This is a genomic window from Chryseobacterium pyrolae (assembly GCF_025153485.1).
Lineage (GTDB): Bacteria > Bacteroidota > Bacteroidia > Flavobacteriales > Weeksellaceae > Chryseobacterium > Chryseobacterium antibioticum.
The window spans coordinates 193,911-212,317 of sequence record NZ_JANZQH010000006.1 but is presented as its reverse complement, the minus strand read 5'-3'; the positions used below and the strand labels follow the sequence as shown (position 1 = coordinate 212,317).

The 18,407-nt window shown below is 36.1% G+C and carries 21 protein-coding genes; 11 read left to right on the top strand and 10 right to left on the bottom strand.

The features are described from left to right. Positions 1–103 precede the first annotated feature (103 nt). Positions 104–634: an RNA methyltransferase gene (locus NZD88_RS14050; protein WP_259829980.1), complete on the bottom strand. Its 531-nt coding sequence runs from the start codon at positions 632–634 to the stop codon at positions 104–106. Positions 635–639: 5 nt separating this feature from the next. Further along, a complete protein-coding gene (locus NZD88_RS14045; RefSeq protein ID WP_259829979.1) occupies positions 640–1,260 on the bottom strand; it encodes a toxin-antitoxin system YwqK family antitoxin in 621 nt (206 codons plus the stop codon). A 55-nt stretch (positions 1,261–1,315) separates the two neighbouring features. On the opposite strand from NZD88_RS14045, the gene NZD88_RS14040 reads away from it, so the two are divergent. After that, positions 1,316–1,915 (top strand): hypothetical protein, encoded by a 600-nt coding sequence (locus tag NZD88_RS14040; RefSeq protein ID WP_259829978.1) that lies wholly within the window; start codon positions 1,316–1,318, stop codon positions 1,913–1,915. A gap of 10 nt (positions 1,916–1,925) precedes the next feature. On the opposite strand, the gene NZD88_RS14035 is transcribed toward NZD88_RS14040, so the two are convergent. Next, a complete protein-coding gene (locus tag NZD88_RS14035) occupies positions 1,926–2,807 on the bottom strand; it encodes a bestrophin family protein (protein ID WP_259829977.1) in 882 nt (293 codons plus the stop codon). A gap of 540 nt (positions 2,808–3,347) precedes the next feature. On the opposite strand from NZD88_RS14035, the gene NZD88_RS14030 reads away from it, so the two are divergent. After that, the gene (locus NZD88_RS14030; protein ID WP_259829976.1) at positions 3,348–4,217 is read left to right on the top strand and encodes a cupin-like domain-containing protein; all 870 of its coding nucleotides are present in this window, start codon (positions 3,348–3,350) and stop codon (positions 4,215–4,217) included. A 150-nt stretch (positions 4,218–4,367) separates the two neighbouring features. Here the strand turns inward: NZD88_RS14030 and NZD88_RS14025 are convergent, their stop codons facing one another. Beyond that, entirely contained in the window at positions 4,368–4,898 is a 531-nt protein-coding gene (locus NZD88_RS14025; RefSeq protein WP_259829974.1) for a GNAT family N-acetyltransferase, read from the bottom strand. Positions 4,899–5,041: 143 nt separating this feature from the next. On the opposite strand from NZD88_RS14025, the gene mutS reads away from it, so the two are divergent. Then, a complete protein-coding gene (gene mutS, locus NZD88_RS14020) occupies positions 5,042–7,630 on the top strand; it encodes a DNA mismatch repair protein MutS (protein ID WP_259829973.1) in 2,589 nt (862 codons plus the stop codon). Positions 7,631–7,666: 36 nt separating this feature from the next. Here the strand turns inward: mutS and NZD88_RS14015 are convergent, their stop codons facing one another. Beyond that, complete coding sequence (locus NZD88_RS14015; RefSeq protein ID WP_259829971.1) at positions 7,667–7,825, bottom strand: bacteriocin; 159 nt, start codon at positions 7,823–7,825, stop codon at positions 7,667–7,669. Between the two features lie 30 nt (positions 7,826–7,855). Beyond that, positions 7,856–8,020 (bottom strand): bacteriocin, encoded by a 165-nt coding sequence (locus NZD88_RS14010; protein ID WP_259829969.1) that lies wholly within the window; start codon positions 8,018–8,020, stop codon positions 7,856–7,858. A gap of 413 nt (positions 8,021–8,433) precedes the next feature. Between NZD88_RS14010 and NZD88_RS14005 the strand changes: the two genes are divergently transcribed. Then, complete coding sequence (locus tag NZD88_RS14005; RefSeq protein WP_259829968.1) at positions 8,434–8,829, top strand: ribosomal maturation YjgA family protein; 396 nt, start codon at positions 8,434–8,436, stop codon at positions 8,827–8,829. A 26-nt stretch (positions 8,830–8,855) separates the two neighbouring features. On the opposite strand, the gene NZD88_RS14000 is transcribed toward NZD88_RS14005, so the two are convergent. From NZD88_RS14000 to NZD88_RS13985, 4 genes are read right to left on the bottom strand one after another with little or no spacing between them, the layout of a single operon-like run. Then, the gene (locus NZD88_RS14000; protein WP_259829967.1) at positions 8,856–9,773 is read right to left on the bottom strand and encodes a YARHG domain-containing protein; all 918 of its coding nucleotides are present in this window, start codon (positions 9,771–9,773) and stop codon (positions 8,856–8,858) included. Further along, positions 9,770–10,408, bottom strand: a complete 639-nt coding sequence (locus NZD88_RS13995) for a DUF2306 domain-containing protein (RefSeq protein ID WP_259829966.1) — start codon at positions 10,406–10,408, stop codon at positions 9,770–9,772. Before NZD88_RS13995 ends, NZD88_RS14000 begins: the two co-directional genes overlap by 4 nt. A 5-nt stretch (positions 10,409–10,413) precedes the next feature. Continuing rightward, positions 10,414–10,815, bottom strand: a complete 402-nt coding sequence (locus tag NZD88_RS13990) for an energy transducer TonB (protein WP_259829965.1) — start codon at positions 10,813–10,815, stop codon at positions 10,414–10,416. Beyond that, positions 10,812–12,020, bottom strand: a complete 1,209-nt coding sequence (locus NZD88_RS13985; protein ID WP_259829964.1) for a BaiN/RdsA family NAD(P)/FAD-dependent oxidoreductase — start codon at positions 12,018–12,020, stop codon at positions 10,812–10,814. Before NZD88_RS13985 ends, NZD88_RS13990 begins: the two co-directional genes overlap by 4 nt. A 113-nt stretch (positions 12,021–12,133) precedes the next feature. Here NZD88_RS13985 and NZD88_RS13980 point away from each other — a divergent pair, with 113 nt between their 5' ends. The 7 genes from NZD88_RS13980 (at position 12,134) to NZD88_RS13950 (ending at position 18,363) form a co-directional block, all read left to right on the top strand. Beyond that, positions 12,134–12,625: an acyl-CoA thioesterase gene (locus NZD88_RS13980; protein WP_169236891.1), complete on the top strand. Its 492-nt coding sequence runs from the start codon at positions 12,134–12,136 to the stop codon at positions 12,623–12,625. Between the two features lie 90 nt (positions 12,626–12,715). Next, positions 12,716–13,780 (top strand): thiamine-phosphate kinase, encoded by a 1,065-nt coding sequence (thiL, locus tag NZD88_RS13975; protein WP_259829963.1) that lies wholly within the window; start codon positions 12,716–12,718, stop codon positions 13,778–13,780. Between the two features lie 15 nt (positions 13,781–13,795). Further along, positions 13,796–14,833 carry an RHS repeat domain-containing protein gene (locus NZD88_RS13970; protein ID WP_259829962.1) on the top strand — a complete coding sequence of 346 codons (1,038 nt, stop codon included), beginning with the start codon at positions 13,796–13,798 and terminating at the stop codon, positions 14,831–14,833. 34 nt (positions 14,834–14,867) lie between these two features. After that, complete coding sequence (locus NZD88_RS13965; protein WP_259829961.1) at positions 14,868–15,548, top strand: hypothetical protein; 681 nt, start codon at positions 14,868–14,870, stop codon at positions 15,546–15,548. A gap of 530 nt (positions 15,549–16,078) precedes the next feature. Continuing rightward, positions 16,079–16,576, top strand: coding sequence for a hypothetical protein (locus tag NZD88_RS13960; protein ID WP_259829959.1), 498 nt, complete (start codon positions 16,079–16,081; stop codon positions 16,574–16,576). 368 nt (positions 16,577–16,944) lie between these two features. Further along, complete coding sequence (locus NZD88_RS13955; RefSeq protein WP_259829958.1) at positions 16,945–17,499, top strand: hypothetical protein; 555 nt, start codon at positions 16,945–16,947, stop codon at positions 17,497–17,499. Positions 17,500–17,544: 45 nt separating this feature from the next. Then, positions 17,545–18,363, top strand: coding sequence for a helix-turn-helix domain-containing protein (locus tag NZD88_RS13950; RefSeq protein ID WP_259829957.1), 819 nt, complete (start codon positions 17,545–17,547; stop codon positions 18,361–18,363). Positions 18,364–18,407 lie beyond the last annotated feature (44 nt).

The following is an 18,407-nucleotide window of genomic DNA, read 5'->3' as shown; positions in this document are numbered from 1 at the left end:
TTTGTTTGTAAATAAAAAAAAAGTATCTTTGTCGCCTTTCATTTTTACTTTTTATTAGATTTATTTCAAACTGCACTGTCTTTTAAGGACATATGCAGTTTTTTTATTTTAGGGCTTTGGCAAACTCCCACATCACAATTCCACCACATACGCTTACATTCAGAGAGTGCTTTGTTCCCAGCTGTGGAATTTCAAGAAATGTGTCAATATTCGGAAGAGCTTCATCACTGATTCCTTCCACTTCATTTCCTAAAATCAACGCATATTTTTTTGAGTGGTCAATGCTGAAATCTGTAATCATCATGCTGTTTGTCGTCTGCTCGATCCCAATGATCTCGTATCCACGGCTTTTATAATCGCTAATTGCCGCATTAATATCACTTTCGTGGCTCCAGTCCACACTTTCTGTAGCCCCAAGTGCGGCTTTATGAATTTCACGGTGTGGAGGCTGAGGAGTGATCCCGCAAAGAATGATCTTTTCGATCAGAAAAGCATCAGCTGTTCTGAAGGAGGCCCCTACATTGTGCATGCTTCTGAGGTTATCTAAAATAATGACCAATGGAATTTTCTCAACCTTCTTAAATGTTTCTACATCAATTCTGTTAAGTTCTTCCAGTTTTAGTTTCTGTACCAATTGTTTTATTTTGTTGAGATTAATTTTCCGTCTTTATAGACCTCAGTCTTTTCAACGCTTCCGTCTTCACGGTAATGAACACGGGTTCCGTTCCATTTGTCGTTGGCAAATTCTGTTTCACGCTGTATTTTCCCCGATGGATAAAGTGATTTCCATTTTCCGACAGCCAACCCGTTCTCATATTGCCCGATCTGCTTTACCGACTTCCCGTTTTCATAAAAGACTTTGCTTTCACCATGTAATTTAGCGAATTTATAATTAGAAATTTCTGATACTACACCGGAAGGGGTATAAAAAGTGGCTGTAAAGCTGTTGTCATAAATATTTTTATCACCATTTCTGAACACTTCTTTGGAGGTAAGAATCCCATTTTTGTCATAATAGACCCATTCATTCACCTTAAAATCTTTCTTATACTCGCCTTTAGCCTGAAGTTTTCCATTTTCGTGATAGTAAACGGCATCGCCGTCTACTTTTCCTTTTCTCCATTCGAGAATCTGTTTGGTCTGTCCGTTATCATAGAAAGCTTTACATGATCCTTCCTGAAGTCCATCTTTAAATCCGCATGGTTTTTGTGCTATTGCCAACGATGATGCAGCGATGAATAGCAGAAAAAAGTATTTCATAGATATTTTTATTTCAAAAATAGCAAAATACTTATATTTGATTAAAAATATTAACATGAAAAAAATATCCACTTTACTGCTGTTGGTATTCGCTTTTATATGGGGACAGGCACAGAATACTTATTATCCGCAGGCTTTTTTTGATAAAAAGATGGCGCGTGAGATGCTTAGTTTCGGGAACTCTACGATTGAAGGAGTGGCTTCCACAAAACAGAAAGGCAAATTCGGAATTAAACCCTTACTTGGCGAAAAACATTATGCTCCCAAAGGGACTGTAGTCATGCTTTTTCCTGTAACCCCTTATTTTGATGAGTTTTACAGTATGAGAAGAAAGTATGAGAACAAAAAAACGACGGTATATATGTCTGAAGATGCTTTTAAATATAAACTGGAAGCGTTAACGGATGATTATGGAAGATTTAAGTTTGAAAAATTGAAACCTGGAAAGTATTATATTGAAACCATCGTCAACTTTACGGCGACAGGCAGTTATCAGGAACAGACCGGAAGATCAGATGCTTATAATGTATATGGAGGTTATCTATATTCTTCCCCGATATACCAGACTTTTTTCTATGGATATTCTGCCGCCAACAGGGAAAGTAAATTTGTCGAAATAAAACAAGACGGAGAAATAAAAGAAATCAGCCTTTAAGGTTGATTTTTTATTTTTTCAACCCCATGATCTGATGAACACTTTTTTCAATACTCTGTGCCAATGCTTCCATAGGAATGTCATTTTCATCATTATTGAAAGGATCTTCAATTTCCTCAGCAATCAGCTCCAGACTCATCAATACATAATATACAAATACGGTAAGCGGAATCATCAGAAGTCCGATTGTGATGACATAGGCCACGGGAAGCGCCAGTACATATAAAATGATAAACTTCTTTACAAATGAAGAATAAGAGTAAGGAATAGGGGTGTTTTTAATTCTTTCGCAGCCTCCGCAAACATCTAAAAATCCTGAAAGCTGAGTATCCAGATACAGCATTTCGATATCTGAAATCTTTCCTTCCTTCTTCAGCTGATTCAGTTTATGGGTCAAAAGAATAACAATTTCGCTGGGACCGTGATGTTTAAGAGATTTTTCAATTTCAGAATAATCCTCATCCAGAGCCAGCCTTGTGGATTCCTTAGACAAATGTTTAGCAAGGAAATGGGGAAAATATTTTAAGTATCTGGAGATCTGTTCTGCATTTTGATGGTCATCACCTAAAATGGCATTGATTTTTACTGCAAAATTTCGGGTGTCATTCACCAGTTTTCCCCAGAGTTTTCTGCCTTCCCACCATCTGTCGTAAGCTGTATTAGTTCTGAAAACAAGCAGTAGCGAAAGTACAAATCCCAAAAGAGAATGAATCATTCCAACATTACTCACTCCGGATTTTGTGGTAAGATGAAGATATTCCACTTCCAGATACTGAATGCCCCATGAATAAAGGCCCACAAGGATCATCGTTGGAAAAAGGATCTTCATGGTATCGCTTTTATGCATGCTGAAAAGTATTTTCAGGAAATGTTTGGTGTTGTAGGCTCTCATAAATTCGCTTAGTCCTACAAATATAATTTTTTCATTTGAGCTCTGCTTTATCTGGAACTTTAAAATAAGTTTAAAAAAGGCAAAAGGCAAAAGGGGTAAAGAGGCTTATGGCAAGATATAGAGTGACTAAATAATTAAGTCTCTTAAAAATCTTTTGCTCTTCTCTGGCTTATCATTTTTTTACCTCAGATTTCCAGATGATTATGAGTAGTTTTGAAACATTAAGAGCATGGAAGGAGGTAAGAAAAGTTAAGAGAAAATCTAAAGATTTTTTAGCTCTGTTTCTTAAAGCGAAGCTCAGCTTAATAATCTTAAAAACTTAATATCGCTTAATGTTTCAAATCTATTCATAAAATCTTTAATTTTTAAACTTATGTGTGCTTCTTATTCTCAATACTTTAAACTTAATAATTAAAGTGTTTAAAATCTTTTGTCTCTTTTGTGGTTTAAATCAGGCTCGCGAAGCTCCAATACTATTTTTTAATTTTCACAGATTTCAAAAAAACACTATTTTTATTTCGTATTAAATAATAAAATAAGATGATCCTCGAAAACGTAGATGTAGTCCACGATATCAGTAAAGAAGATTTTCAACAGAATTATTTCAAAAAACATAAGCCACTTTTGATTAAAAATTTCGCGGCCAGATGGGATGCTTTTGACCAATGGAATCTTGCCTACATCCGGGAAAAAGCAGGTGATCAGGACGTGCCGTTGTATGATAATAAACCTGCCGATGCTTCCAAAAGCTCAGATGCACCGGTGGCCAACATGAAGATGAAGGATTATATTGACAGGATAAAAAGCGGTCCCTCAGATCTGCGTATTTTTTTCTATATCATTACAGACAGGCTACCGGAATTGTTGAAAAATTTCACGTATCCGGATCTGGGGATCAAATTTTTTAAACGACTTCCAACTCTTTTCTTCGGGGGAAGTGAAGCTCATGTTTTAATGCATTACGATGTAGATCTCGGAGATTTTCTTCACATTCATTTCGAAGGGAAAAAGAGAATCCTTTTATTTGATCAGAAACAATCTGCCTTCTTATATAAAGTACCGCTCTCTGTTCATACCGTTTATGATATCGACTATGAAAACCCTGATTATGAAAAGTTTCCGGCATTACAATATGCTAAGGGATACGAGATTTTCATGGAACATGGGGATGCGCTATTTATTCCTGGGGCATTCTGGCATTTCAACCGATATCTGGAACCGGGATTTTCTATGTCGCTAAGGGCGCTTCCTAACAAACCAGGTGTCTTTGCCAATATGATGTACCACGTTTTTATCATGAGGTATACCGATAAGCTTCTGCGTAAGCTATTTAAATCTAAGTGGGTGAATTACAAGCAGAAATGGGCTTATGAAAAAGGGACAGAGGCATTTGAAAAGAAGAGGAAATAGATCTGGATGTCTTAAGCAAGAGGCCGGAAGCTACTGTTGGGATCCGTGTCAAGGTTCTAAACCTTGACACGGATAGTTCGATTGAGACAATCTCATAGGGTTTCCGTTTTCAGCACCAAACTTCCATCTTCCGGCATCCATCTCCCATCTTTATTCATTAATAAGTCCGAAAATTTTAGCATCTACAAATCTTCCTTTCTCAAAAAAATAATCACGGAGAATTCCTTCTTCTTTAAAGTTTAATGAATGTAAAAGCTTTTCAGATGAGATATTTCCGGGGTCAATGAAGGCATCCACACGATGAAGCCTCATGCTTTCGAATCCGAATATCAAAATAGGAAGAAGGGCTTCTTTCATATAGGAATTTCTCCAGAATTGAGGATTCAGTTCGTACCCGATTTCTGCCCGGGAATGGGCGGGATACCAATTGTGATAGCCGCATGTTCCGATGACCTTCTTTTCAGATTTCAGCTCCAGAGCCCAGCGGAACCCTTTTCCTTTCTTGAATTCATCATTAAAATAAGTGATGATATTTTGGGCATCCTTCAGTGTTTTGAAGGTTTCCAGATCATAATATTCCATCACTTCATCCAGAGAAAAATAGGCGAAGAGATCTTCTGCATCATCGGGAGTCAGCTGTCTTAAGAGAAGTCTTTCAGTTTCTAAAACCGGGTAGATCATAGAGTTTATTTTACTGAAAAATACGATAAATATTTTATTCAGAAATAGATAAGGCCCTTTTTTGCTCCCGGAAGCGAGATTAATTGTATCACAAATCCCAACCCTGAATTTATTTTATTTAAATTTGGGGCTCATTTTTTATTATGGCAAAAACGAAGAAGGAAACTCCGCTAATGACGCAGTACAATACCATTAAGGCAAAATACCCTGATGCACTGCTTCTTTTCCGGGTGGGAGACTTTTATGAAACTTTTGGACAGGATGCCGTGAGAACATCCCAGATCCTCGGTATTGTTCTTACTAAAAGAGCCAATGGAGATGGGCATATAGAGCTGGCGGGATTTCCACATCATTCGGTAGATTCTTATTTGCCAAAACTGGTAAGGGCCGGCATGAGAGTAGCGATCTGTGATCAGCTTGAAGATCCAAAAACGGTCAAAGGAATCGTAAAAAGAGGGGTTACAGAACTTGTGACACCTGGAGTTACGTTCAATGATCAGGTATTAAATTCAAAAAAGAACAACTTTCTGCTTTCCCTTCATAAAGAAAAGGAAAAGTACGGAATTGCCATGGTGGATGTTTCCACAGGTGAATTTTTAGTAAGTGAAGGAAATTTAGAAAAGATCCTGCACATCATCAATACTTTTGATCCTAGCGAAATTGTTTATCAAAGAAGCGTTCAGTTGCCGGAACAGTTAAAAAATAAAAGCGCCTTTAAGCTTGAAGACTGGGCTTTCCAGTATAATTTTGCTTACGAAAAACTGACATCTCATTTTAAAACCAATTCTTTAAAAGGTTTCGGGATTGAGAATCTTCCATTGGCGATTACCGCTGCAGGCGCTATTTTCGCTTATCTGGTAGAAGATACTCATCACAATCTGCTTGCTCATATCACGAAACTTCAGATCATTCCGCAGGAAGATTATCTGATGATGGATAATTTTACCTTAAGAAACCTGGAAATTGTGTATCCAAGCAACCCACAGGGAAAATCATTGCTGGATATTATCGACAAAACATCTACCCCGATGGGGGGAAGACTGTTGAGAAGGAGGATTATTCTTCCTTTAAAATCGGTGGAGGAGATTATGAGAAGACTTTCTCTGATTGATTTCCTGAATGAACATGATCATCTGAAATACGAGATCTGCCAGCTGTTGAAATCCATCTCGGATCTTGACCGACTGATGGGAAAACTGGCCGCTGAAAAGATATCTCCAAAAGAATTGGGATATCTCCGTCAGAGTCTGATCAATATCCATCAGATAAAAGCTTTGCTTCATCCGCATGCCGATGTTCTGGCCTGGCTGGAACCGCTTTTTGATATGGAGGAATTGATCAAGTTTTTACAAAATCATCTGAACGAAGAACTTCCTGTGAATATTTCAAAAGGAAACGTCATCAAAGCAAACATATCCGAAGAACTTGACAGGTTGAGAAACCTTCAGAATAAAGGGCGAGGCTTTCTGGATGAAATGTGCCAGAGAGAAATAGAAAGAACGGGGATTTCAAGCCTTAAAATTGATTTTAATAATGTTTTCGGATATTATATAGAAGTAAGGAATGCCCATAAAGATAAAGTTCCGGGTGAGTGGCTAAGAAAGCAGACGCTCGTGAATGCAGAACGCTATATCACCGAAGAGCTGAAAGAATATGAAAGCCAGATCCTCGGTGCCGAAGAAAAAATAGGAGTTCTGGAAAACGAACTATACAGAAATGTATGTGCTGAAACAATGGTCTATATGGATCAGATTCAGGGAAACTCCCATATTATCGCACAGCTTGATGTGGCGGCAGGATTGTCGGAACTTGCTGTTTCTGAAAGCTATACAAAGCCTGTCCTAAACCAGGGCTATGCGATAGACTTAAAAGAAGCCAGACACCCGATTATTGAAAACGCACTTCCTTTAGGCGAAAAATACATTCCGAACGACATCTTTTTAGATAAAGATTCACAGCAAATCATCATGGTAACGGGACCGAACATGGCCGGTAAATCGGCGATCCTTCGCCAGACAGCAATTGTGTGTCTTTTGGCTCAAATCGGAAGTTTTGTTCCTGCAAAATATGCTGAAATTGGGGTTTTAGATAAAATTTTCACAAGGGTAGGGGCTACCGACAATATTTCAGCGGGTGAATCTACTTTCATGGTAGAAATGAACGAAGCAGCCAATATTCTGAATAATATTTCGGAACGCAGCCTGATCCTTCTGGATGAGATCGGTCGTGGAACGTCTACTTATGATGGGGTTTCCATTGCTTGGGCCATCGCAGAATACCTTCATCAGCATCCTACGCAAGCAAAAACATTGTTTGCAACGCATTACCATGAGCTGAATGAAATGACCGTGAATTTTGAAAGGGTGAAAAACTTCCACGTTTCCATCCAGGAAAATAAAGGGAACATCATCTTCTTAAGAAAGCTGGTTCCGGGAGGCAGCGAGCATAGTTTCGGTATCCATGTCGCAAAACTGGCGGGAATGCCTGCAAAGGTAGTCAACAGAGCTAATGAGATTCTGAAAACCCTCGAAGCGAGCCGTTCGCAGACCACCAGCACTTCTGAAAGCATTAAAAGAGTAACGGAAGAAAATATGCAGCTTTCGTTCTTCCAGCTTGATGATCCTGTTTTGGAAAATATCCGTGAAGAATTGACCAAAATAGATATCAATACTTTAACACCTATTGAAGCTTTAATGAAGCTTAATTCGATAAAAAAAATGATTGGAGGATAGTCCAATCATTTTTTTTGTTGACAAAATTGAATACAACTAGCAGCAGTATCCATCGTTACCTCTCGGTCCAATGATCATGAAATGGCTGGGTACTCCTCTGAGTTTACACAGGCCTTCAGCACATGAAGCGCCTCCGTTGATTTCCTTTAGCTCTTTTTTCGTGAGCTTTCTTTTTTGGATGTTTGTATTTTTCATATATTCTGGATTATAGGTTAGTTGAGAGGTTTAACAGCAATATCCATCCTGAACTCCGAATACTCCATATAATTCGTCACCTGTTGCAGGGTCAATGCAGCTTACCACTCTTGGACAGACAGGTCTTGCTCCGCCGCTAATTTTTTTAAGTTCTTTTTTAGTCAGCTTTTTGGGTTGAAAATTTGATTTTTTCATAATAATTTTGATTTGGTTGTATGCTAATTTACATTTAATTTCATATAATTCAATGAGTTGTGATTAAAAAAGAATGTTAAAATTATCAATGGAATTTCGGAATGAAAGAATTAAAATAATCAGAGCAGACCCTGCTGATTCTCTCAAGTTCCCAGTATAGCTACTTTCAGCTTTATTTAAAACCTGCTGATCTCATATTAAAGGCGAACCTGTAAAGATGAACAAAACGGTAGCCATTGGATGTACAATCAAAGTCAAGAAGTAATATATTTGCTTTAGAATTTATACTGATCGGTGTTCTTTGAATGCCGATTTTTTATGCCGGAAAAACTTATTTTTGCGGGACCAATTCAATAGAGGCGGGCTTTAGCCCGCTTAAATAAAATGGCTTTAGCCAAAATAGACATATAGAAATGAAATTACAATTCAACCTGAAATATCTTCTTCTCACCATTTTTCTATTCCTTGTAGAAGTCCTGATTGCTACAAAGCTTGCTGATATTTTCTTTGTAAGAGCTTATCTTGGAGATGTTATCGTCGTGATGCTTCTGTATACATTTGTTAAAAGCTTCGTAAAGATGAATAATGAAAAGCTTATCCTGGGAATTTTTATTTTTTCATGTCTCGTTGAAGTTGCCCAATATTTCACGATTGCAGAAAAACTAGGCTTCCGTCCTGGAAGCCTGATGTATATTGTGATCGGAAATTCTTTTTCATGGGTAGATATCCTTTGCTACGCTGCCGGATGCCTTCTGTTGTTTCTATTTGTAAAAATTAATCCTAAAAAAACAGAAGAATTAAGCCTGTAAAAGGTGCTTTTTCAGAATTTAAAAATTTATCTTCCGAAACTGTCATATTTATCTTCCGCGTATTTGATGAAACGATTAAGTAAGGCCACATTTTCTTTTTCCATAGGAGAAAGTTCCTGGTCTACATTATTGGAAACAGGAATATACCAATCCGTTTGCTCAAAGAAATATCTGTAGGTTTCCTTTTTGAAAGAATAGCCATGCCTTGCGAAAACAGAGTTTTTAATGATTTCCAGATCCAGTTTTCTTAAATTTTTGAGTTCTTTCTCTGTCAGTTTTTGCTTGGAGGCATTTATTTTAAAAATTGCATCAGAGGCGGCTCTGTTTTTCGAAGTAGTATAGCTTTCCGTTTTCCCTGTTTCTTCGTCTTTGTATTTTTCAACAAAACTTTTCGGATTCGACCAGTCTACGAGGTCAGAATCTTCATCCAGCATAAAATTCGGATTGTAAACGAATTCTTTTTTGGATAATTTTATTGTTTTTAAAGGTGATTTTACAGCCGTTTTATTGAAAGCATTCCATTTTCCGGTGATGCTGTCGCCGCTTAGTTTTACTTCAAATCTACCGTCTGTTTTATCATTTCCGGGTTCATCCAGGATAAAAGATTTCGTGCCTTCATTAAAAACACCTCTGAAAGGACGCTGGTTTCCATTGACAATACTTTGTCCGTAGACACTGTCTTTGGTTATCCTATTGATCTTCAGAGAAATTCTCTTATTGACAAAATCCTCATATTGCTCACCGTCTTCTGGGGTAATCATTTCCTTCCCGGCAAAGTCACCCATATAAATTCCGTAATATTCTTTATGAATTTCGGGAATTACCACAGAATCCTTTTTTGCGATTACAGAATCTTTTCCTGTTTCGGTTATTTTTCCGTCTTTCTTACAGCTGAGCAGAGAGACTGCCAGTAGAGAAGCAAGGGTGTAATTTAGAATTTTCATAGATGTTTTTTTGTAATTAAATATTCAATTAAAAGGATATTGGGAATCCAGCCCAGCCATGAAATAATCTGATAGACATCCATAGGATTGGGATGGAATAAATATACAATAATTACTTTCCAGATGCGTAAGGTAAGTGCAGATAAAGTAAGGGCAAAGCTTCGCCACATCCACTGCTTGTGTTCTTTAAATCTTTTCTGTCTTGCAGATTGATAGGCTTTATAAGTGGTGAACCACCACAGGGATCCCAAAATAATGAACGAAATTTTGGAAAGAAAACCTCCGTTGGCAAAATAGCCCATATAGATCCCTGATGGCGCAGCAAGGATGAGAATTAAAAAAATATAGATCTTACCCATATTTCTATGAAAGCTTTTTAAACCGAAATCTTTTCTTAGAATGGCCAGAAATCCGGAAAGCAATACAAAAATACTGGTGTAGACATGCGTATAGAAAAAAGGAAGATATTCTGGTCTGTCCTGAACCTCCGTTTGCTTGATCATCAGGAAGCTTACATTAGGATCAAAGGGAATATATTCCAGGGTAATTTTAAGCATCAACCAAAAAAAATATCCGAATCCTATGATCAAAAGGGTTCTTAAGAAGATTGGAATATGTTTTTTGGACGTAAGCATTTTATTTATTCAAAATTGGCAATGAAAGGCAGCGTAAATAACATTTTTACAGGAGTTCCTTTATATTCTGCAGGTTTCCATTTGGTCTTCATAGATCGGATTGCTCTTTCAACTTCTTTGTTAAATTCTTTATTTTCACCTGCTACAGTCAGGTCTTCTATTTCACCATTAATATTCACCGAAAACTTTGCGAAAGACTCTATTTTTCCTCTTACCCCTTTGATGTGGCTTATTTTTATTTTTTGACCGACTGTTTTTCTAAAGCCGCCGACTCCCCCGGGGTATTCTGCCGTTTGATCGGCTATTTGGGCAGCTTGTTCTTCCACAGAAGCTTTCACAGGACCCTGTGTTTGTGAAAATACGGCTGCTGAGGTTAAAATTAAGATCACTAAAGCTATTTTTTTCATATCTTTAAATTATTTAAATGTTGCGCAATCAGCCATCCCTCACTCCAGCATGCCTGAAAATTAAAACCTCCCGTTACCGCATCAATGTTCAGAACTTCGCCGGCAATATGAAAATTCGGAAGAAGCTTTGATGACATGTTTTTGAAGTTAATTTCCTTTAAATCAACACCTCCTGCGGTCACGAACTCATCTTTAAAAGTAGATTTCCCTGTAACCTTCAGCTTTTTTCTGCAAAGGTTATCAAGGATCTTCTGCATTTCTTTAGCTGAAATATTGGAGATTTGTTTATTCAGATCAATTTTTGAAACAGATAATATTTTCTGCCAGAACCTGTTGGTAATGTCAAAAATCTTTGCCTGCCCAATGGTTTTTTTAGGATTTGACTGTCTGAAATTTTGAAAGCTTTCTTCCGCTTCATCCATAGATTTCGAAATAAAATTTACTTCAATTTCAAATTGATACTTCGATTGGGCAAGACTTATCGCTTCCCAGGCTGATATTTTCAGAATAGCAGGTCCCGATAGCCCCCAATGAGTGATCAGCAAAGGACCGCTTTCTTCAGTTTTTAGAGCAGGAATTGAAATTTCCGCATTTTCAAAGCTGGTTCCGGGAATATCATGTAATAACTCATCTTTAATGTTGAATGTGAAAAGAGAAGGAACAAGGTCAATAATTTTATGACCCAAATTTTCTATGATTTTCAATGATTTTGGAGAACTTCCAGTCGTGTAAACGATATAATCTGCCTCAAAGTCTCCCAAGCTGGTCTTGACAAGATATTTTTCATCCTGTTTTTCGATCTCTTTTACAGAACATTTCGTTTTGACCTCTACTTTCTTATTTTGAACTTCATTCAGGAAAGTATTGATGATGGTCTGTGAAGAATTGCTTTCCGGAAACGTTCTGTTATCATTTTCAATTTTCAGGGGAACATGACGTTGATCAAACCATTCCATGGTGTCACCAGGCTGAAATTTGGTGAAAACACTTAATAATTCCTTGTTGCCCCGCGGATAAAACTGAACCAGTTCTCTGGGATCAAAACAGGCATGGGTTACGTTGCAACGCCCGCCACCTGATATTTTTACTTTCTGAAGTACATCCGAGTTCTGCTCCAGGATGGTGATATTGTATTTTTTTTCGTTGAGATTCGAGGCACAGAAAAAGCCTGCTGCACCGCCTCCGATAATGATGATCTGTTTCATGTATTTGTAATCCTATGCTGAAGATTATTTTTTCAAAAGTACAATTTTTATAAACCATCTTATTTGAGTAATTTTGGAGAATATAATTTGATCATACTAAAAACGATTTTTAAATGATTTTTTACCATAAATTCGAAGTACGCTGGAGTGACCTTGATGCCAACAAGCACTTAGCCAATTCATCATATGTTCAGTATTGTGCCCAGTCCAGAATGGCCTTTATGACCAAAGAAAAGATGGGCGTTACCCAGTTAAGCAGATGGGGAATAGGCCCTGTAATTATGCACGAAAGATATTCCTTCTTCAAAGAGATCTATGCAGACCAAACCGTGATTGTGAGTCTGGAGATCGACGGATGTTCGGAAGACTCTTCGATTTACAGATTTGTCCATAAATTCTACACCCCGGATGGCGTACATTGTGCGACAGCGGAGGCCACAGGCGTATGGATCGATATGATGCTGAGAAAGATGACCACCCCGCCGGATGATGTGGTAGAAGCAATGAACAAATACAAAAGCCCTGAAACCATCGTGATGAGCAGAGAAGATTTCAAAAAACTTCCGTTCCGTCCTGATAATGTTGATCCGGCAGAATTTAACTAATACATGATAAGAGATAAATGATGATTGATAGAATATAAACATCTTCAAAAATCATTTATCATCTATCAATCATCACTTATAAATTAAAATATGTTTGAAGATAAATCACCGGAACTGACTCCCATCTCGAAATTAGGGGAGTTCGGACTTATAAAGCATTTGACACAATATTTCCCCCTGTCCAACGAGTCTTCGGAACTTGGAGTGGGAGATGATGCTGCTGTCATTAACCCTGGAAATAAAAAAGTAGTTCTTACCACGGATGTTCTTGCAGAAGGCGTTCATTTTAACCTGGGCTATGTTCCATTAAAGCATTTAGGGTACAAAGCTGTAGTCGTGAACCTGAGTGATGTTGCGGCCATGAACGCTGTACCTACCCAGATTTTGGTTTCTCTGGCTGTTTCCAGTCGTTTTCCTGTGGAAGCTTTGGAAGAAATTTATTCCGGAATTCAGGCTGCGTGTGCAAGATATAAAGTTGACCTTATTGGAGGAGATACCACAAGCTCAAATTCCGGACTTGTGATGAGTATCACGGCTGTCGGAATTGAAAGTGAAGAGAATATTGTAAAAAGAAGCGGGGCAAAACCCAATGACCTTCTGGTTGTAAGTGGAGATCTTGGCGGTGCCTATATGGGGCTTCAGATTCTTGAAAGAGAACATGCTGTTTTCCTTGCTGATCCTAATATGCAACCGGAAATGGAAGGCTACGATTATATCCTGGAGAGACAGCTTAAACCTGAAGCGAGAACCGATGTTAAAACCATTCTTGAACAACTGGATATTAAACCCACATCGATGATTGACATTTCTGATGGCCTGGCGTCTGAGATTCTGCATCTTTCTGATCAGTCAAAAACAGGTTTCAGACTGTATGAAGAAAAGATCCCGATGGACAATCTTACGATCTCTACAGCGGATGAAATGAATCTTAACCCGGTAATGACTGCATTAAGCGGTGGTGAAGATTATGAACTACTGTTCACCATTTCTCCGGGTGATTTTGATAAAATTAAAAATCATCCTGATTTTACCATCATTGGTCATGCCGTAGAAAATGAAGAAGGGAATTATATGGTGGCAAGAGGATCTAATCAATTGGTTCCTCTTACGGCACAAGGTTGGGATGCTTTTTTAGGCAATCAACAGAATGGATAGATTTATTATTTGATTATGGATATAGTAAAAAAACACTGCATAAAATGCGGTGGTTTTTTAAACTATTATGCAGGAGATAAAGAGAAGGAAATCTATTGGTTTCATCCGGATCATTTAGGTTCTAGCAGTTATATTACAGGTTTAGACGGTGAAGTAACCCAGAATATAGAATACTTCCCAAGTGGTGAAACCTTTGTAGAAAACCACAGAAACAGTAACCAGAGCCCTTATAAGTTTAATGGTGAGGAACTTGATGCTGAAACAGGGTATTACTATTATGGAGCGAGGTATTATAACCCTAGGGTGAGTCTTTGGTTAAATGTGGACCCATTAGCAGAAGACTATCCATCTTTTAGTCCTTATATTTACGCTCTTAATCATCCAATAAATTTCATTGATCCTGATGGAAATTTTAGATTACCAGCAAATGCTACGAGAGAGCAAAAAAGATTATATAAAGAGGCAATAAAAACTATAAAAGCGGTGTTTCGAGATTCAGAATTTCGAGGAGCGTTTAAAGAGAAATTTGGTGTAGATGATAAAATGATACAGACAATGCTCAAAGATGGAGATGGACCCACTGTTATAATGAATGAAAGTTTACTTGATTTGGGGAATTTTGATCAAGATGATCCCAATGTTATTAAAATAGATTCTGGCGTAGTAAACACGGTTTCAAAAAATAAAGGAAATAAAAAGTATATTGATAATTTAGCAGAAATTATAATTCATGAAGGTGGTCATTGGGCAGACTATGCAATTGACCATGTTTCCAAGGAAAAGGACCCACTTTTTAAGAAGAGTCTTAAATCAAAAGGTGTTAAGGGTGATATAGGAGATAATTGGGAAATTATTTATTTTGGAACAGATCTTCAATTTTCTGCTTCTGATCGTGATATAATTAGTGAAAAGTTTGATGGATTTAGGAGGAATAATGCTGCAAAAGATTTTAGGCAACAACGTGAAATCAGGGACTTGAAATCAGAAAAAAAGCCATCTATTTTAGATATTTATAAAAAACCAAAAGATAATTTGCGAACAGGAAATCGTTAAAGAGGATGTTATTAATCTAAAATTTCCAAATAGTATGAATTTTAAAACTAAAATAGTTATGATTTTATTATCCTCTTTATTAATTACGAATTGTAAGGAGGAAATGAAAAAATGTGTAAGTCAATCTACCGATACTAATGTAAAACTATATAATGATTTAACAGATCAGTTGATACCTTATTTTTTTAGAGAAGATTATTTAGGTGAAAAAAGATATTTTGATAGTTTAAGAGTTCATGATGATGATTTATATATCGAAGAGAAGACAAAAGCGCACAACGAACTTTTTAATCATCCTGAAAAATTTTGCAATTTGTATATAGATTCTACTAAAAATAAAAATACATATTTCGGGACAGATAATACCGAGGTTTATTTAAGACGCATAATCAGAACGAAGGATTCTTTTAAAGACTTTTCTAATAGTCCAGATATTAAAAATTTAAGCATACGAAGTTCTATAAAAGCAAATCAATTTAATTTGTGTACCGCAAAAGTTCTAGATCTGGCAGAGTATGATAAACATACAAATGAATGTGAGATAGGTGTTGTCTATTTTTCAGAGATTGTATTTGATCCTTCTAAAAGAAGTGCATTAGTTTTTGTTGACCATCGTATAAAAAAAGATTATTACGGTAGAAATGCTATATTTAAACTAAGATTGCATGATAATTATTGGGAAATAGAAGATGCTATGTTAGTGTCAACTTCCTAATTTTCGGCTCTTTTCTTTTTTCTCATGAAATTTAGAAGAAGAACCCCCGCTGCGCAAAGTCTGTGACTTTGAGCTATAGTAAAACAAAAGCCACTGCAATAGCGGTGGTTTTGTGTTTTATAAAGCAGCTACATTTTCATTAAAGAAGTCTTTAAATTTTTTCTTTGTAAGGTAAGTTTTTGGTAGCTTCTTGAGAATCCTTTATGCGAAGTATGCTCTCGTAGGCAGGGACGGGTAAAATGGTCGAAATTTAAAAGGTGCTGATCTTTTCATAAAGCAAATAAATTTTCTACATTTATAAAAAACAATCAAACAGCTAATCAGCAGATATCCCAGCATTTTTTTGCCAAGGTTTTTGTTGAAGATATCGGTGTGCTAGAGTTTTTACAGCTAATGGATTAGAGGCTAAACTTCAAGAACTTTACATTAGTGCCGCTAAATATTATTCACGTCAAAAAAAGATCGTTGGAAAGATCGTAAGTAATATAGGGGAACAAGAATTGATAACTTAGAGTATAAAAAACAAAATAATGATTAAATACATCTTACTAATTTTTGTCTGTCTTATGTCTTGTAAAGATGTAAAAGAGAATAGCTTCCAAAAAGTAGAGTATAAAGATTTTAGTCTTAACATTTATAAAAAATATTATAATAATTACTCCGTTGATTCAAGCAATGTAGACCCTTTAAATTTTGTTAAAATATATACAGAACGGTGTAAAATCGATTGTAAAGAAAATGATTACTATTTGGAGAAGGCGATCAGTTTATTCAACGATAAAAAGGATAATATTTTTTACTGTGAATTGGTACGGTTCGACAATTCTATAAAAATGAATAGTGTAATAGAACAAATTAAAATTAAAAACTGTATTGATCCTTATAATATTAAAATTAATAAAATATATAGGCTAGATCTTAAATCTGCAATTTTTGTAAATTATTCTGATTTTAATATTGATGATTTTCAAACGTCCATTTTATCAAAATACGGAAAATACAACATAGTTGATGTTAATGAGCTTTGATATGTTAGAGGAATATTTTTAACATACGAAGTCTATAATTTTAAGTCAATAATAAGAATCACCACAATATTGTAGTTTTTTAAGTTGCACTCAAAAATTTAGACATAATAATATTTTTGATAAGAAATGAATTAGGTATTATGCTGGATTCGTTTCTTTTAAATTAAATCTGATTCTTTTATTGTTGTAATCACGGATGTGTTGCTTATTTCTTGTGCCAGTTCTTGAACTTTTTGGTGAAAACTGCTCATATTTTAGCGTTTATAAAGAAAGTTCAGTATTGTGCAAAATTAGGAACGAAAATTACTATTCCCTTAGGGAGATGGCTTAAAATTGTAGATAAAATTAAATTCAAAAATTAATCTAAGATGTTTAAAGTTAAAATTAATAACATTGATGTTTTGCCCTATATTATAATCTTTTTGATTCTTTTGTGTTTTTCACTATTTCAGTTGAGTACTAGAAATATACTAAAGATTAAGTATGAATGGGAGCTGGGTTGTTTATCACTTGTATTATTTACTTTGGGTGTTATGAATTATATAAAAAAAATACATGATCCTGAAGGAGTAAATCTTTCGAGCTTAGTATCTACAGAAGATTTAAGAACCCCAACATATAATTATACAGGATTTTTAGATCAGGGTACAAATATTTCGTTTGTTAAATTTTATTTTTCGAAAGACGAAGTTTATATGTATTATAGGAACTTTTTTCCAATAAAAATTTATTATGGACCATTCAATATAAGTAAAAAAGAAGGTTTTTCCTCTAATAAATTTACCTTGAGAGAATTTAAAAAAATAAATACTACAGAGGCTAAGTTGAGCATAGAATCCCAGAATGGAACTACATCTTATACACTTTATATGAGAAATATTAGTAATAAAGACTTCGATTTATTAAATAATTATTTTAAATAGTATTTCTTTGCTGAGGTTTTTGTTTACCCTATAAAAAGCTGACCGATGAATTCATCAGAAAAAAACATTCCCGTTCACCATCTCAGCTCTGAACAATTTCAGCTGATGACTCTTGATACAGGACATCCGGAAAATTTTAATGATGTTCACAGGCATAATTTCTTTGAAATCATTTGGTTCAGCCATGTCAGGGAAAACAGCAGTTTGGAACTGGATTTTGAAAGTCACTCCCTTAAAAATAACCAGATTTGTATCATTGCACCTGGACAGGTATTCAATATGAAACTGAGAGGTGAAAAAGGCTATGTACTTGCCGTGAGCAGGGAGATATTTAAAGAAGCCTGCGATATCGAAACAATTCTCACAGGCGGAACGTGTCCCTTTTCTTTAGGTCCCCAAAGCGCAGAAACATGCAATACTATTATCTCGCTTATGGAAGAGGAATATATTGGTGCATCAAGAGTCGATTTATTAAAAACCTATTTGAAGGCATTCTGCATCATTATCACAGAACAAATCGGACGGCAGGATCCTTCAATTAATGACAGACAGCGCATTCAGAAGTTGGTAAGCTTAATAGAAGAGCATTATATTGTCCAGAGAGAGACCCGTTTCTATGCGGATCAAATAAAAGTAAGCACCCATCACCTCAATGATATTGTACGCCTTTCCAGAGGAACGACAGTGAAAAAAATGATTGCTCAGAGACTTATTTTGGAAGCTAAGAGAGAACTTAGTTTTGGTGCGTTAACCGTTAAAGAAATTGCTTTTAAACTGGGATTCAGCGACGCGTCTTATTTCTCACGTTTCTTCAAAAAACATACCGGCCGGAATCCGGAGGGATTTAAAGAAGGAAAAGCTTAATCTTCAGAAAGTTCTTTTAAATTCATTTTAAAATAATAAGTTTT